Below are 16,583 nucleotides of genomic sequence, written 5' to 3'. Positions count from 1 at the left end.
GGTTTTTGGGGATGCCCTTGATAGAATGAGCCCTTTAATTTCTTCACCATGAGCCTTTGACATGAATATCGAACAAGCCCGCTTCAATATGATCGAACAGCAAATTCGCCCTTGGAACGTGCTGGAACTGGACATCCTGGAATTGCTGTCGGTGGTGCGCCGCGAAGAATTCGTACCGGCGGCCTATAAGAGCCTGGCATTCTCCGACACTGAAATCCCGCTGCCTGGCGGCGAAAACATGCTGGCGCCGAAGATCGAAGCGCGCCTGCTGCAGCAAGCGCAGGTCAAGAAGCATGAGCAGGTATTGGAAATCGGCGCCGGCTCCGGTTACATGGCTGCCCTGCTGTGCTACAAGGCGCGCCACGTCACCACAGTCGAAATCGATCCGGAACTGAAGGCCCTTGCCGAACAGAACCTGGCTGCCTACGGCATCACCAATGTCGACGTCGCACTCGGCAATGGCGCCCAAGGCTGGGATCAAGGCGCGTCGAAGACCTACGACGTAATCTTCATCTCGGGTTCACTGCCAACCCTGCCGGACGCCTTCCTGAAACAGCTCAATGTCGGCGGCCGCATCGTCGCAATCATTGGCGATGCACCGGTAATGTCGGCGCAAATCATCACCCGCAACGCGGATGACAGCTACAGCACGGTGCATTTGTTTGAAACCAATGTCAAACCGTTGCGCGAAGCTGCGGTGCATTCCCACTTCAAGTTCTGAGACAGCGTATGCAACATCTGACCGCCTCTGAACTTGCAGCCTGGATCGCCGACCCGCAACGCCCCGCGCCGCTGTTGCTGGATGTGCGCGAACCTTGGGAATACGAAACCTGTCACATCGACGCAGCGCGGCTGATGCCGATGCAGACAGTGCCGGCGCATCTGAATGACCTTGAAGAAGACCAGGCTATCGTCTGCATCTGCCATCACGGCGCACGCAGCATGCAGGTTGCGGCCTTTCTCGAACGCCACGGTTTTTCCGCGGTGAGCAACCTGACCGGCGGCATCCACGCATGGGCCCAACAGGTCGATCCGGCGATGCCGACGTATTAATTAGCGTCCGTTTTAGCGGGCGCTGGCCAGCCAGTTGTCGTTTCCTTGCGTCTGCGGCGACATCCTCCGCAGACCGGGGCCGGTTGCGCCGCGCGCCTGGAGTGCGTTGCAAGAAGTAAAAGAAATTATTGAAAAGCGTTGCTGTATTTGTTTGACGTCGCGGCCAATCCGGCCCGCAACGCCTGCCCCGACACATGATGTCCCGGAGAACGTAATGCGCATTACCCTTATTGCTTCGTTGATCGCAACCGCCCTGACGGCAGCGAATGCTCAGGCCATTGACCTGATGCAAACCTATCAGTTGGCACTCGCCAACGATCCGGTCTACACCAGCGCACGCTACGCACTCAACGCCAATAACGAAGCCAGCGTACAGGGCCGTGCCGCACTACTGCCAAGCGTCGGTTTCGGCGGCAATTACAGTAAGTCCGGCCAGTCCTGGAAAACCATTACCAACAACTACAGCCTGCAGTTGACCCAGCCGCTGTTCCGTCCGGCGTATTGGCAGCAGTACCAGGAAAGCAAGCTGTCGGTAGCCGCTGGTGAAGTCCAGTTTGCGCAGGCCCAGCAGGATTTGATCTTACGCGTCAGTCAGGCCTATTTCGACATCCTGACCGCGCAGGACGTGCTGGCATCGCTGCAAGCCCAGAAAAGCGCGATTGCCGAGCAACTGGCGTCAGCCAAGCGCAATTTCGAAGTGGGTACGGCCACCATCACCGACACTAATGAAGCGCAGGCCAGCCACGATCTGGTGATCGCACAGGAAATCGCCGCCAGCAACAACCTGGAAGTCGCGCGCAATGCGCTGCAGCAGATCATCGGCAAGGCGCCGGCGCCATTGGCCACCTTGCGCCCGGGCGTCAAGCTGAGCGCCCCGAACCGGCGGCCATTGAAGCCTGGGTGACCAGCGCGGAACAGCAGAATTTCGGCGTGCTGGGCCAGGAAATTACATTAGACATCGCCAAGCGCGACATCAAGAAGAGCCGCGCAGGTCACCTGCCGACGCTTGACTTGGTGGTCAGTCGCGCACACTCGGATGTCAGCGGCAGCGACATCCCTTTCTATAACATATCGCAGATGACCAACTCGATTGGCGTGCAGTGGAATATCCCGCTGTATTCCGGCGGCGCCGTCAACAGCAGCGTACGTCAGGCGGTGGCCTTGGAAGACAAGGCCCGTTCGGATCTGGAAAATGCGCGTAGGACCGCCATCCTCAACGCCAAGCAAGCCTATCTCGGCGTGAGCAACGGCCTGGCTCAGGTCAAGGCCTATGAAGCGGCGGAAATCTCCAGCCAGTCGTCGCTGGACTCTAACCGCCTCGGTTACCAGGTCGGCGTGCGCATCAACATCGATGTGCTGAACGCCCAGCAGCAGCTGTATTCAACTCGCAGGGATCTGGCCAAGGCACGCTACGACACTTTGATGAACGGCTTGAAATTGAAGTCGGCGGCGGGCGCGCTGAAAGAAGAAGATCTGCAGCAGATCAATGCGTTGCTGGTGCCGGCACCCTATTAAGGGTTGAAGGAAAAAGACGATTATCAGGGGTCTCGGAAAGCCGTAGAGAACGTTGCAATGCGAGCCGGAGAAACCCAACTGTACGAGGATACGGGCGCGCGCGTCAGCATCGAGTATAGCTTGCCGCAGGTTTTTCCAGCCCCGGTGTCGTCAGGCGTCAACAGATCGGATCAACACGGGATTGGCTGCTTGCCAAAGCCCTCGGTTCACTCTTAGAATCGATTTCCAGTCAGTTGCCATTATTTTTCAGCATGAACGGCGAAGTCTTGAACATATGAATGCAATTGTCGACCACTTTCGACACATTCTCTGCCAGATCGAAACTGTTGGGACTGAACGTCCAGTTGCTCAGAATACCAAACAACAGTCCTTGCGCCATGACCGCAGCCAGGGTTGGATCAAGATCACGCGGCAATTGACCTTTCGCGATTGCGAACCGTAACAGGCGTTCTATGTCGGTACGTCCTTGCAAAAAACATTCGTGCTGACGTACCAGGATTGGATCCTCGGGGTCCACCAGTTCGCACTTGTGCATGACGATTTCAAAGATTTTGCGCGACTCTGGATTCAGCGTTGCCTCTTGCAGCGCAAACAGGCATTTGTTGCGAAACTGGGTCAGCGGATCCTGGGCATTTTCGTCGGCGGTTTTTTCGAACATCGCTTCCAGCGGCAAACGTACTCGTTCGCACATGGCGTCGAATAAATCGCCTTTGTTTTTGAAGTGCCAATAGATAGCGCCGCGCGTCACGTCGGCCGCAGTGGCGACATCCGCCAATGTGGTACGGGATACGCCGCGCTGATGAAACACCTCCGCTGCCGCATCAAGGATGCGGCCACGGGTTTCCAGTGCTTCTTCTTTTGTACTTCTAGCCATTTTGAGTCAACCTCCAGCTGTTCCGACGCTTTGTGCATTCGCAGCAATAATGAATAAGAATATTAGCAACAGCACATACATTCATGCATGTATGTATAATAGCAGGATTCTGGCCGCTTTACCCGTTTCCCGTTGGCCTGTTCATGCAGTCCGGCAATTACTTAGATATCCTATGTCCTTTCAAGAAACAGAGTCCCCCGTCAGATTTGCAGTCCTTCCTCAATTACCGTGCGAGAATTTTATGAATTCAGTTAGCTCTATCAGTCGTCTCACGCGTATCACCCTGGCCGTTGCGGTCCTCACCGCTGTTGCCGCCTGCGGTAAAAAACCTGAAGCTCAAGTACCACCGCCACCGGGTGTTTCCGTTATCACCATCGCGCCGGAACGCCTGTCGCTGACAACCGAGTTGCCAGGCCGCCTGGAAGCGACTCGCGTCGCCCAGATCGGCGCCCGCGCGGCCGGTATCGTGCTCAAGCGCAGCTTCCGCGAAGGCAGCGACGTCAAGGCAGGCCAGGTGTTGTACCTGATCGATCCGGCGCCGCTGCAAGCGGCCTACGACAATGCGCAAGCAACCTTGGCCAAAGCCGAAGCCAACCTGACAACTGCGACCTTGAAAGCACAGCGCTATAAACCGCTGGTGGACGTGAACGCAGTTAGCAAACAGGATTACGACGACACCGTCGCCGCACAAAAGCAGGCCGCGGCAGACGTAGCATCAGCCAAGGCCGCACGCCAGACCGCCAGCCTCAATCTCGGCTACGCCACTGTGACTTCGCCAATCTCCGGCCGCATCGGCAAAGCCCTGGTAACTGAAGGCGCGCTGGTCGGCCAAGGTGAAGTGACCCAACTGGCAACCGTGCAGCAGATCGATCCGATCTACGTCAACCTGACCCAATCCAGCACCGACATCCTGAAGCTGCAGGATGCAATGCGGAACGGTCAGTTGCAAAGCGCTGGCCAGGGACAAGCCAAGGTTACGCTGAAGACCGAAGATGGCCGCGTTTACCCACAATCCGGCAAGTTGCTGTTCTCCGACTTGACTGTTGACCCCAACACCGGCTCGGTGACCTTGCGCGCCGAATTTCCTAATCCTGACCACAACCTGCTGCCCGGCATGTACGTTCGCGCCAAGCTGGAACAGGCGGTTAATGACTCGGCCCTCACTGTTCCGCAACAAGCGGTCCAGCGTGACCTGAACGGCGCATCCGTGTTTGTAGTCGGCGCCGACAATAAGGTCTCGGTACGGCCGGTGGTCGCCGACAAAGCGCAGGGCGACAAATGGATCGTCAGTGAAGGTTTGAAGAGCGGCGACAAAGTGATCGTCGATGGTTTGCAAAAGGTCAAGCCAGGCGCGGTGGTCAATCCATCGCCATGGAATCCGGCCGCTGCAGCCGCACCCGCTGCAGGGACCGGCGCCAGCGCCGCCGCAGCTGCCTCAACTGCTAAATAAGGAGCCTATTAATGGGCAAGTTTTTCATCGACCGCCCCGTATTTGCGTGGGTGCTCGCCATATTCATCCTGCTCGGGGGTGCCTTGGCGATCACGCAATTACCGGTGGCCCAGTATCCTTCGATTGCACCACCAACGATTGTCGTTAGCGCAGCCTACCCAGGCGCTACCGCACAAACCATCGACGATAGCGTTACCAGCCTGATCGAACAGGAAATGAACGGCGCTGATGGCTTGCAATACATCGAATCGCAAAGCCAGGCTGACGGTTCCGTATCCATCACCGTGACGTTTACTCCTGAAACCAATGCCGACCTGGCAGCGGTTGACGTGCAAAACCGCCTCAAGCGTGTGGAAGCGCGTCTGCCGGCTGTGGTCACGCAGAACGGCGTGCAGGTTACCAAGTCGCGCAGCAACTTCCTGATGTTCATCGGTCTCTCATCGACCGACGGCAAGCTCGATCCGATCGCGCTGGGCGATTATTTGTCGCGCAACGTGGTCAATGAAATCAAACGGGTGCCAGGCGTCGGCCAGGCACAGCTGTTCGGTACCGAGCGTGCGATGCGGATCTGGATTGATCCGGCCAAGCTGGTCGGATACAACCTGACGCCTGCTGATGTCACTGCCGCAATCACCGCACAAAATGCGCTGGTCGCCGGCGGTACGCTTGGCGATTTGCCGAGCCCCGGCACGCAGCAAATTTCCGCTACCGTGGTGGCAACGGGCCAGCTGACTACCGTTGAACAGTTCGGCAATATCCAGTTGCGTGCCAATTCGGATGGTTCGATCGTGCGCCTGCGCGATGTTGCTCGCATCGAAATCGGCGGTCAGTCTTACGCGACTGCAGGTCGACTCGACGGCAAGCCAACCTCTTTCGTCGGCGTGCAATTGTCGCCAACTGCAAACGCCTTAGGTACGGCGACAGCAGTCAAGGCCAAAATGAAAGAGCTGTCCCAGTACTTCCCGGCTGGCGTCAAGTACGAAATTCCTTACGACACCTCGAAATTCGTCAAGATCTCGATTGAAGAAGTGGTCAAGACCCTGGTCGAAGCAATCGTCCTGGTGTTCCTGGTGATGTATCTGTTCCTGCAAAACATCCGCTACACGCTTATTCCAACCATCGTCGTACCGGTGGCGCTGATGGGTACTTTTGCCACACTGCTGCTGTTTGGCTTCTCGATCAACGTGCTGACCATGTTCGGCATGGTGCTGGCGATCGGTATCCTGATTGACGATGCGATCGTGGTGGTGGAAAACGTCGAGCGCATCATGAGCGAAGAAGGTTTGTCGCCACGCGATGCAACCCGCAAGGCGATGGGCCAGATTACCGGCGCACTGATCGGTATTACGCTGGTGCTGATCGCCGTGTTCATCCCGATGGCGTTCTTCAGTGGCGCAGTGGGTGCGATTTATCGCCAGTTCTCGCTGTCGATGGTTGCTTCGATGGTGTTCTCGGTATTGATGGCCTTCACACTGACGCCAGCGCTGTGCGCCACCATCCTGAAGCCGGTGGAAGCAGGACATCACCATGAGAAGTCGGGATTCTTCGGCTGGTTCAACCGCAAGTTCAACGCCACCACCAACAGCTATCAAGGCGTTGTTGCCAAGATGCTGACCAAGACCGGCCGCTATCTGTTCATCTATGGCGCGATCCTGGTAGGCGTAGGCCTGCTGTACACCCGCTTGCCTGCATCGTTCCTGCCGTCGGAAGACCAAGGCTACATCGTTACCAACGTGCAATTGCCGGCAGGCGCCAGCAGCAACCGCACATTGGAAGTCATCAAGCAGATCGAAGCGTATTACGGCAAACTGCCTGGCGTCGCCAATGTCGTAGCCATTACAGGCTTCAGCTTCTCCGGTAACGGCCAGAATGCCGGCCTGGTGTTCACGCCACTGAAGGACTGGAGCGAACGTGGTCCGGATCAGTCCGCCGACGCGATCGCAGGCAAGGCATTCGGGGTGTTCTCGCAAATCAAGGACGCCATCGTGTATCCGCTGAACCCGCCGCCGATCCCGGAACTGGGTAATGCCACCGGCTTTACCTTCCGTTTGCAAGACCGTTCGGGACAAGGACACGCAGCATTGACTGCTGCCCGTAACCAGTTGCTCGGCATGGCTTCACAAAGCAAGATCCTGGCTGGGGTACGGCCTGAAGGCCTGGAAGACTCGCCGCAACTGCAGCTCAATATTGACCGCGACAAGGCGAATGCCCAGGGCGTATCGTTCAGCGCCATCAACAGCACGTTGTCGACCGCACTCGGTTCTTCCTACGTCAATGACTTCCCGAACCAGGGTCGTCAACAACGCGTGATCGTGCAAGCCGACGCACCGCAACGTCTGCAACCGGAAGATCTGGCCAAGCTGTATGTCAAAAACACAGCGGGCACCATGGTGCCGTTCTCGTCCTTCACGACTTCCGAATGGACCAAAGGCCCTGTGCAGCTGAGCCGCTACAACGGCTATCCGGCGATGAAGATTTCCGGCGGCGCCTCCCCTGGCCATAGCACTGGCGAAGCGATGGATGAAATGGAAGCATTGACCGCCAAGCTTCCTCCTGGCTTCGGCTTTGAATGGACCGGCCAGTCGCTGGAAGAAAAGACTTCCGGTTCACAGGCGCCGATGCTGTACCTGCTGTCGCTGATCGCTGTATTCCTGGTGCTGGCAGCCTTGTATGAAAGCACGTCGATTCCGGTGGCAGTGATGCTGGTGGTGCCGCTAGGGATTCTCGGTGCGCTGCTTGGTGTTACCTTGCGCGGCATGCCTAACGACGTCTACTTCAAGGTCGGGATGATTACCGTGGTTGGCTTGTCGGCGAAAAATGCGATTCTGATTATCGAGTTCGCCAAAGATTTGCAAGCACAAGGCAAGGGCTTGATCGAAGCGACGCTGGAAGCAGTGCATCTGCGTTTCCGTCCGATCCTGATGACTTCGTTCGCATTTATCCTCGGCGTCTTGCCGCTGGTGATCAAGACCGGCGCCGGCTCAGGTAGCCAACGTGCGATCGGTACCGGCGTCATGGGCGGCATGATTACAGCGACAGTGCTGGCAGTCTTCCTGGTGCCTGTGTTCTTCGTGGTGGTGCGCAAGATCTTCAAAGGCAGCGAACGCCAACGGAAGATGTATGCGGCCAACAAAAAAATAGATGTGGAGAATCAGCATGTTTAATATGGCAACTACGGCGTTCTTACCCAAGAACCTGACTGGCGCGCTGTTGCTGGTAGGCGTCCTCTCGGGTTGCACCATGGCGCCGACCTATGTGCGGCCGGAAGCGCCGGTGGCCGGCAGCTATCCGGCTGCGGCCGACGGCAAGGCACAATACGATGCGGCGGAACTTGGCTGGCGCGACTTTTTCCCTGATCAGCGCCTGCAAGCGCTGATCTCGTCCGCGCTGGAAAACAACCGTGACCTGCGTACAGCCGCCTTGAACATCGAGGAAGCACGGGCGCAGTACGACATCACCGCCGCCGATGCGCTGCCTAACTTCAACGGCAACTTCAGCCGTACCCGCGGCCGTACAGCATCGGACCAGCTTTTTCCTGGACAGCCGGCGGTCGGTACCGCCTATCAGGTCGGCTTGAACATGACGGCTTTCGAGCTGGATTTCTTCGGCCGTGTACGCAGTCTGAAAGATGCTGCCCTGGCGAGCTATCTGGCCACCGAAGAAGCAAGGCAATCGGCGCAAATCAGCTTGATTTCGCAAGTCGCCCAAGCCTATCTGACGGAGCAGTCGTATGCGGAGCAGCAGCGACTGGCGCAACAGACATTGGATAGCCGCCTGGACGATTACAAGCTGGACAAGATGCGCTTCGAAGTCGGCGCCTCCTCGGCGCTCGACCTGCGCAACTCGGAAACGCTGGTGCAATCGGCACGCGTATCGCTGGCGACGCTCGCGCGCCAGCGCGGCCAGGCTACCAATGCGCTGGTGCTTCTGGTTGGCAAGCCCTTAGGTGATCTGCCGGCGCCGCAAGCATTGTCGGATGAAAAAATCGTCAGCGAGATCCCGGCCGGCCTGCCGTCCGACCTGCTGAACCGCCGTCCCGACATCCGTCAGGCAGAGCAGCAACTGCGCTCCGCCAACGCGAACATCGGTGCTGCGCGCGCGGCGTTCTTCCCGACCATTTCGCTGACCGCCGGAATCGGCAATTCCAGCACGTCACTGGGCAGCCTTTTCTCGGCTGGCAGCCGCACCTGGTCGTTCGTGCCGCAATTGACGCTGCCGATCTTCGAGGGTGGACGCAATCGCGCCAATCTGTCGTTGAGCGAGATTCGTAAAAACCTGGCGATCGCCAATTACGAAAAGACCATCCAGAGCGCATTCAGGGAAGTATCTGACGCTCTGGTCGCCCGCGGCACGCTAGATGAGCAACTTGCAGCGCAGGATGCCTTTCTCAAGGCGCAGGAAGAGCGCGTGAAACTGACGGATCTGCGCTACAAGAACGGCATCGCCAGTTCAACTGACCGTCTGAACGCGCAGCGTGATCTGTTCTCGGCACAGCAATCGCTGATCCAGACGCGCCAGCTACGCTTGAACAATGCGATCGATCTGTACCGCTCATTGGGCGGCGGTCTGAATGAAAATACGGTAACGCCAAAATCGTAATTTCCACCGACCTCAGGTCGTCATGCCAACAAAAACGCCGCACATGTGCGGCGTTTTTTTTGTTACAGTCTGCTTCTATCGTCGATACGGCAGCGAGAAATTTCCTCGATTGCCAATATAAATTGAACATTTCTGTATGAAGAAAACCATCCTCCTGACCGGTGCGACCGGGTATATTGGTTCCCACACTTGGTGTACCCTGATTGAAGCTGGATACAATGTTATCGGCCTGGATAACTTGTGCAACAGCGCCGTTGGCGTTGTCGACAGGATTTCTCAAATCACCGGGAGCAGCCTGAACTTCATTGAAGGCGATGTACGGGATAAAATCCTTGTCGACGCCATTTTCTCGCGGAACAAGATTGATGCCGTCATCCATTTCGCCGCATTGAAAGCCGTTGGCGACTCGGTTGCAACACCACTGGCTTACTACGACACCAATCTGAACGGCCTATTGAACATCTGCAGCACTATGGCCAGCCACGCAGTAAAAACGCTTGTCTTCAGCTCCTCGGCAACTGTCTATGGTGAGCCTGAATCTATCCCGATTAAAGAGAATGCTCCGTTAAAGGCAACGAATCCGTACGGCCAGACAAAACTGATGAGCGAGCAAATGCTGCGTGATCTGGAACACGCGGATAACGAATGGCGCGTTGCTTACCTGCGCTATTTCAATCCGGTCGGCGCTCATGAAAGCGGATTGATCGGAGAAAGCCCATTAGGTATTCCCAACATCTGATGCCTTACGTGGCGCAAGTGGCCGTCGGAAAACTTGAAAAACTCCGTGTATACGGCGGTGACTACCCCACCCGAGACGGCACAGGGGTGCGCGACTATATCCATGTCATGGATCTGGCGGAGGGCCACGTGTCCGCACTGTCGCATTTGCTCAATCGCAACGCATCCAATAGCTCTTCGTTCACGATCAATCTCGGATCTGGCCAAGGGATTAGTGTTCTGGAGGTGATCCATGCCTACGAAAAAGCAAGCGGACGCCCGATCCCATATGAAATTGTTGCCAGACGTCCGGGCGACGTTCCGGCATATTTTGCGGACCCATCCTTGGCTGCAACAATATTGGCTTGGCATGCGACGCGGGGGATTGACGCTATTTGTGCCGATTCCTGGCGCTGGCAAAGCATGAACCCCGATGGCATTATTGATACTTAGTTCATTGATCGGTAATATGGATAGATGATCACCATTTAAATAAAAATGCCGCTTCAAGCGGCATTTTTATTTTACGGATAATGCCATTTCTTTCTTGCGCCTTATTATGTAGGCAAGAAAGAAAGCAATGCTTATCACGTAATAAGGGAAGATTTCCCACCACAAGAACACCACATCGACCAATCCCAAGGTAAAGAACCCAAGACACAATGCGAGGCCCATTGCTGCCGTATAACGGGTCTCTGAATCGCCATCACGAATCTCACGAAAGAAATAATACGCAGGGATAAAGTACAGCGCCAATATCGCGAATAAACCGAACGTACCCAGCCTAGCCATCATGAATAGTATTTCATTATGCGAATGAGGGAAAGTTGCCGAAACAGGAGTGATGATCTTCCTTTCGGCCAGCTCCTCCAACGCTTTTGGGAAATTCTCAACACCAACGCCAAAGACTGGATGCTCCTTGAACAATACCAGCGATCCACGCCACAATTGCAGACGAATACCAAGGGAGGTATCCACATTTGCGCCTTCGGAATATTGACTGATATCGCTTTCCGCAATCGACATCCGTTCTTTTACAATGTTGCCAAAATAAGAAACCGAACCCAGCAAGATAACAAAAGCCACGACTGCAGTCAGTTTGTACCGTAATCGAATATTCTTTGCCACCATACCTGCGATAACAAGAAAAACAGGGATAGTCAGCCAGACACCCCGTGATTGCGATAAATAGGCGGCATACAGGCCTGCGCATAATGCGGCAATCTTAAAAAAAATAGCAATCTTGTTGCCATGTTCATTCCACGCGATCGACAACGCAGCGAACATGCCGAGTAATAAGGTCAATTCCGCAAAAATGATAATGGGAATGAAATCGGTTCCGTAACGCATCTCGCCACCATGTGTGAGGACATGAATCTTGACCGCGGCCAGCAGCGCTCCGATCACCAAGCCCCACTGGATATGCTTCATCCATCGGGTAGGCAGGAACGAAAATGCCCAGAAAATCAGGCAAAACAACGCAAGCCGAAATGGCGAATCGTAGGTTCTTCCGACGAAATGAGCAGTTCCGATTTGATTGGCAAAGACTGCGATTATCGGTCCGCACATGGCCAGATTAAGTGGCCAATATTCTCTAAAAAACTCGCCGAAAGATTTATTATCCGACCTGTTTTTAGAGGCAAGAAAAATCAGGCTCAACAATACCAGCACGCCAAAAATCGCTCCAGCCGAGCGATCCACGATTAATGCCAACATGTAGAATATGACAATTGCGGCAGTAATCAATAATTTCATGTAACGCAAGTACTTCTCCAATCTGAAAATATTTTCGCGTCAGAAATAAAATTTCTTCTGATATTTTTTCAGAAGTAGATATTTTTATTTAATTAGTATTTTTATCGTCGAGATAAATATCGCTCTTGAATATATTGCACTCAAAATTACTTCGAATGAGGCTTCACATTCTTTGATGACCTCAGCCATAAATATTTAGCATGCCAACAGATACCTTCGGCCACTCGCCCCTGCTTGACAAGAAATTTCGAGAATAACTTCAACTCTCTCACGCTTTTAGGCTGATCCAATGGCACATCGGCCCAAGAGGATTCTGATTGATAGCGAATAAAGATATCTTTCGCTTCATGCAAACACCAGTCATGCCAAGGCTTTACCGGCCCGGTAAAATGCATGAAGACTACCGGTGCAACAACATCCAAAGAATTGCCGCCTTTACTGAGAAAATCCACCAAATGGTAGCGAAAATTCCATTTCTCATCGATGTACTTTACATGCCCGTTCAGTACGGCATTTAATGCATCCTGGTCGGCAAAAAGCAATTGCTGCGTTGATAGAACAGTAAGAGCCTTGCTCTGAGAATCATTCGCTACCCAATTCCCAACGTTGATGTACATGACACCGGCATTGAAATACTCAGCATGTGAAAGATTCAGTGCCGCAATCTGCGTTTTTGCGGTCGTTTCAACTTCATCATGCACGACGGCGGCAATACAGTCATCAATATTAATAGACTGCACCCCCCTTAATTCCCCCATGCACAAGATATCAGCATCAAGATAGAGAACTTTATTCGTTATTCCCTGCAACAAATTGGGAATTAATATACGAATAAAAGTCCCTAGTGGATGCTGGGAAAAACATGGAAATTGATTAAAATCGGAAAGTATGTCTTTATGAAGGATATGAATATTGATGGAAATATCATATTTTCGCTCCAATTCTTCCAACCTGCGGCGGCTATCATCAGTAATGGAAAAGGCGAATACATGGAAAATAAAAACCATGCCGGGATTATTTCTCAATATGGAAGTAATATTTACCGCCATACCCCGAAAATAATTGGTATCGACACCGAAAGCGATATGCACAACGTCTGAACTCGAAGAGATACTGGAAGTTGAATTACTGGATAAATTGGTGCCCAATTGCAGTCCTTACCGGCTCGTATTATAAATATCCCTGAAATTCACGGATAAACTTAATTGAAATAATTTGTAAAAATGCCGCTTGACAAGCAATACATTAATACCAGTTTGTACTTTTTAAGAAACGAAGGATAGCAAATTTAAATTCCGCACGTCACTATAAAGCGTCTCGTGTTGCTAAATCACCCACGGGCTCCAGGTAAAAAATGAATTGGTCAGCTCGTGAACTATATTTGATTCAAGCGTCTGTCTTACAGTTCCTGAGCGTTATGAACGGCCACTGCGCAAGCGATACCACAACAATCCGAGCCACTCATGCAAGGCATAGGCGCTACGCTGCATCCCCTCCCCCGAAGGCAAGAAACTCAACAACGTCAGCCGATCCCGACTGAGATATATGGTCGGCGCCGCCACCACGTCGAAGCCAGCGTTGACGAACATGGCTTGGGCTCGCGGCATATGCACGGCGTCGGTTACCAGCAGGATTTTGTTTACCCCCGCACGCTTGAGTATCTCCGCCGAAAATACAGCATTCTGTTCGGTGTTATCAGATGCACCTTCCAGCCACTTTACCGGGACTGCAAAATCATCTCGCAAGCATTTGGCCATCAGCGCCGCTTCGGAGTCTTTGCTGCCTTCGGGCATCCCGCCCGACACCAGGATCGGCAAACCAGTCTGCCGCTGCAGCCTGGCGCCGTATCGCAAGCGAGCCAGCGTCCAGTAATTTGGCACATCGCTGTTCGCATATTCCGGAGCATTCGCTAGGCGCCCTCCGCCGAGAATTACGATCGCTTGCGCGCCGCCAGTATTCGCCGCAGTCAACGATAAGACGCGTTCCTCCAACGGCGCCGCCAGCATCAACGCGCCCGCTTTGCTGCTCAATACGGCCAACAGCAGCAACGACGCAATACTGACTGCGACGCCAAGGCGCGGATAAATGCGCCGCAAGAACAGGCCTGCAAGACATGCCAGTATGAGATTGGTCGGCAACAGCAAGAACGCGCTGAGCACCTTGGTTGCTATCACCGTCGCATGCATGTTCAGACGGTGGTAATTAAGGGCTGCAGCAACGCCATCGTGCGAGCAGTGGCCCCTCGATGCTGACAGGCGAAATTGCTGGCCTTTTCTCCCATGTCCTGGCGCTCCCGATCGTTTTGCAGCAAACGCTCGGCTGCATCCAGCATATTGTCGACATCCGACACTCGTTGCGCAGCGCCTGCAACGATGGCCTGTTCGGTAATCGCAGAAAAATTGAATGTATGCGGCCCGATCAATACCGGTTTGCTCACAGCAAAAGCCTCGATCAGGTTTTGTCCGCCCATGGGCAACAAACTGCCACCGATGAAGGCAACGTCGCACAACGCGTAATAGGCGAACATTTCGCCCATCGAATCGCCCACCAGCACTCTCACTTCCGGCGACACTGCAGAGCCCCCCATTCGTGTCCGGCGCAGCGGCGGCAAACCTTTTCCCGCCGCCATATCGACCACTTCATCAAAGCGTTGCGGGTGGCGCGGCACGATCACGGTGAGCAAATCGGCATATGCCGGATTCTGGCGACGACGCGACAAAGCATCGAGAATCAATTCTTCCTCGCCTTCACGCGTGCTGGCGCACAATAGAACCCGGCGATCGCCGATCTGTGCTCGCAACGCAGCGCCGACAGCCAGCAATGCCGGCGTTGGAGTGACATCGAACTTGACACTGCCGGTCACATGCACATTGCGGCCGCCAAGCTGACGCAAGCGCCCTGCGTCGGCCTCGGTTTGTGCGCCGACACACGACATGCCGCTGGCGGCTTCGGTCATCAATGTGGAAAAACGCTTGCCGCGCCGCAACGAACGCTCCGACAAGCGCGCGTTGACCAGCGCCACCGGTACCCGATAACGTCCGCATTGGACAATCAGATTAGGCCATACCTCGGTTTCCATCAGGACGCACAGAGAAGGCTTGAAATGACGCAGAAAGCGCCCGACCATCCAGCCGGTATCGTATGGCAGAAAGCACTGCTGCACGCGTGACGATGCACCAAACAAGGCTTGCCCGGTGGCGCGTCCCGTCGCCGTCATATGCGTCAGCAGGATTGCATGTTGCGGATAGGCGTCGAGCAGCGCGGCAATCAGCGGCTCCGCAGCACGCGTTTCGCCAACCGACACGGCATGAACCCACAAGAATTTGCGCGACGCCAGTTCCGGCACCAGACGCGGGTAAAAGCCGATACGCTCCAACACATGCTGCCGGTAGCCGGGCTCCTTGCTACCGCGCCGCCACAGGCGCAGCAATACCATGGGCATTGCCAGCCACCACACTGCTGAATACAACAAGCGAATACGCCAAGCCGCCCTGCATCAAACCCCACTGCCGATTTCATTCGGTCAGCGCACGGCCGGTGATACGGCGCAGGATCGCCAGCGGACTCGCATCCGGGTCATATTGCCTGGCGGCGGGAAGATGCAAGGTCTGCTCCATCATGTACTGGCCCGACATCACCGCGTGCGGCGTCTGGTCGGAAAAACATACCCACACCGATCCGGCAGCAAATGGTTGCGTCACTTGCGGCCCCTCTTTCTGATATTGCAGATCCGATTTCATCGCATCATGCAATTGCAGCATCAGGTGATCGTATTCGCTGCGAAATGACTTGGTTACGTGCAAGGCATTCAATGCCTGCGCCTGCCAACGCGAATACTTCTTTACTCTAGGCAGGAAGCGCCGCGCCACATCTTCAAACGGCTCACCGACGCGCCATACGCGCGGCACGCCATCCGGATTGACATTGGCGAAGACGCGCAGGATGCGCTCGCCATAATTCGGTCGTGACGGGAATGCGTCGACATGCATGCGCCGATCATCGGCGCGCCAGGATTGCGCGCGTGTTTCCACCTGCATTGGCCGATAGCTGGTCGGCGCCAGCCGCAATCCGCTACGTGTATCGGCATATGCTGGAAGCAGGGAGTAAATCAGTTGCTGCGCCTGTGTCCGGAAGCGCCCGATCATGCTCGCCAACGCGGCCTGGTCCGCCGCATCGCCCAGCGCGCCTTTCAACTGGCCATTGGCATCGAGGCTGATATTGCGGCTCTTCGGATCTCGAATCGCGGGCGTCAGGAAACGTCGTTCGTCGTCAAGGAAAGTAAAGCTCAGGCGAGGAAAATATAAGACTTTTCCTGCTTCAAGCGCGGAAATCCAGGCGGAGTTCGGTGTGCTGATCTGCCAATCGGCAGTATCAATGTCGAGAATTTGTTGTTCCATGCCCGTATTATGCCGCGTTGCAATGACGGCGTGAACCCGCAGTCGCCAACAGTTTGCGCTATAATTATCAATTTATTAACTATCGGAACATCCTGTCAACACGGGCCTGGATGATCGCCATGACAGCGGAACAGCAGCATTTCCCTCTATTGGCAAACAGTAATCCATCCTATAATAAAACAGCACGTTCCGACGCGATTTGGCACTACTGCACAAAGAGAGG

The 16,583-nt window shown here is 54.8% G+C and carries 11 protein-coding genes and 2 pseudogenes; 7 read left to right on the top strand and 6 right to left on the bottom strand.

The window, feature by feature from the left end; translation table 11 throughout:
• Positions 1-61: 61 nt before the first annotated feature.
• From CAter10_RS03890 to CAter10_RS03880, 3 genes and pseudogenes are all read left to right on the top strand, one after another.
• On the top strand, positions 62-721 hold the full coding sequence (locus CAter10_RS03890) for a protein-L-isoaspartate O-methyltransferase family protein (RefSeq protein WP_061532361.1): 660 nt from the start codon (positions 62-64) through the stop codon (positions 719-721).
• 8 nt (positions 722-729) lie between these two features.
• The gene (locus tag CAter10_RS03885; protein ID WP_061532360.1) at positions 730-1,053 is read left to right on the top strand and encodes a rhodanese-like domain-containing protein; all 324 of its coding nucleotides are present in this window, start codon (positions 730-732) and stop codon (positions 1,051-1,053) included.
• Between the two features lie 214 nt (positions 1,054-1,267).
• Positions 1,268-2,568, top strand: a pseudogene (locus CAter10_RS03880) (TolC family outer membrane protein).
• 229 nt (positions 2,569-2,797) lie between these two features.
• Here the strand turns inward: CAter10_RS03880 and CAter10_RS03875 are convergent.
• On the bottom strand, positions 2,798-3,442 hold the full coding sequence (locus CAter10_RS03875) for a TetR family transcriptional regulator (RefSeq protein WP_061532359.1): 645 nt from the start codon (positions 3,440-3,442) through the stop codon (positions 2,798-2,800).
• A gap of 241 nt (positions 3,443-3,683) precedes the next feature.
• Here CAter10_RS03875 and CAter10_RS03870 point away from each other — a divergent pair, with 241 nt between their 5' ends.
• The 4 genes and pseudogenes from CAter10_RS03870 to galE all read left to right on the top strand — a co-directional run bounded on the left by CAter10_RS03870 (position 3,684) and on the right by galE (position 10,661).
• The gene (locus CAter10_RS03870) at positions 3,684-4,892 is read left to right on the top strand and encodes an efflux RND transporter periplasmic adaptor subunit (RefSeq protein ID WP_061532358.1); all 1,209 of its coding nucleotides are present in this window, start codon (positions 3,684-3,686) and stop codon (positions 4,890-4,892) included.
• 11 nt (positions 4,893-4,903) lie between these two features.
• Positions 4,904-8,056 (top strand): efflux RND transporter permease subunit, encoded by a 3,153-nt coding sequence (locus tag CAter10_RS03865; RefSeq protein ID WP_061532357.1) that lies wholly within the window; start codon positions 4,904-4,906, stop codon positions 8,054-8,056.
• On the top strand, positions 8,049-9,491 hold the full coding sequence (locus tag CAter10_RS03860; RefSeq protein ID WP_417924708.1) for an efflux transporter outer membrane subunit: 1,443 nt from the start codon (positions 8,049-8,051) through the stop codon (positions 9,489-9,491). The genes CAter10_RS03865 and CAter10_RS03860 overlap by 8 nt, the downstream gene beginning before the upstream one ends.
• 136 nt (positions 9,492-9,627) lie before the next feature.
• Positions 9,628-10,661: pseudogene (gene galE / locus CAter10_RS03855) on the top strand (UDP-glucose 4-epimerase GalE).
• A 66-nt stretch (positions 10,662-10,727) separates the two neighbouring features.
• Here galE and CAter10_RS03850 read toward each other — a convergent pair.
• The 5 genes from CAter10_RS03850 to CAter10_RS03830 form a co-directional block, all read right to left on the bottom strand.
• Complete coding sequence (locus tag CAter10_RS03850) at positions 10,728-11,963, bottom strand: O-antigen ligase family protein (RefSeq protein ID WP_231879281.1); 1,236 nt, start codon at positions 11,961-11,963, stop codon at positions 10,728-10,730.
• Between the two features lie 146 nt (positions 11,964-12,109).
• Complete coding sequence (locus tag CAter10_RS03845; RefSeq protein WP_061532355.1) at positions 12,110-13,111, bottom strand: glycosyltransferase family 8 protein; 1,002 nt, start codon at positions 13,109-13,111, stop codon at positions 12,110-12,112.
• A 267-nt stretch (positions 13,112-13,378) separates the two neighbouring features.
• Positions 13,379-14,149, bottom strand: a complete 771-nt coding sequence (locus CAter10_RS03840) for a YdcF family protein (protein ID WP_061532354.1) — start codon at positions 14,147-14,149, stop codon at positions 13,379-13,381.
• Positions 14,150-14,151: 2 nt separating this feature from the next.
• The gene (waaA, locus tag CAter10_RS03835) at positions 14,152-15,441 is read right to left on the bottom strand and encodes a lipid IV(A) 3-deoxy-D-manno-octulosonic acid transferase (RefSeq protein WP_061532353.1); all 1,290 of its coding nucleotides are present in this window, start codon (positions 15,439-15,441) and stop codon (positions 14,152-14,154) included.
• 37 nt (positions 15,442-15,478) lie between these two features.
• The gene (locus CAter10_RS03830) at positions 15,479-16,360 is read right to left on the bottom strand and encodes a Kdo hydroxylase family protein (protein ID WP_061532352.1); all 882 of its coding nucleotides are present in this window, start codon (positions 16,358-16,360) and stop codon (positions 15,479-15,481) included.
• Positions 16,361-16,583 lie beyond the last annotated feature (223 nt).

This window comes from Collimonas arenae, from assembly GCF_001584165.1.
In the GTDB taxonomy this organism is placed as follows: Bacteria; Pseudomonadota; Gammaproteobacteria; order Burkholderiales; family Burkholderiaceae_D; genus Collimonas; species Collimonas arenae.
The sequence above is the reverse complement of the archived record's forward strand: the minus strand, read 5'-3'. Positions and strand labels throughout refer to the sequence as shown.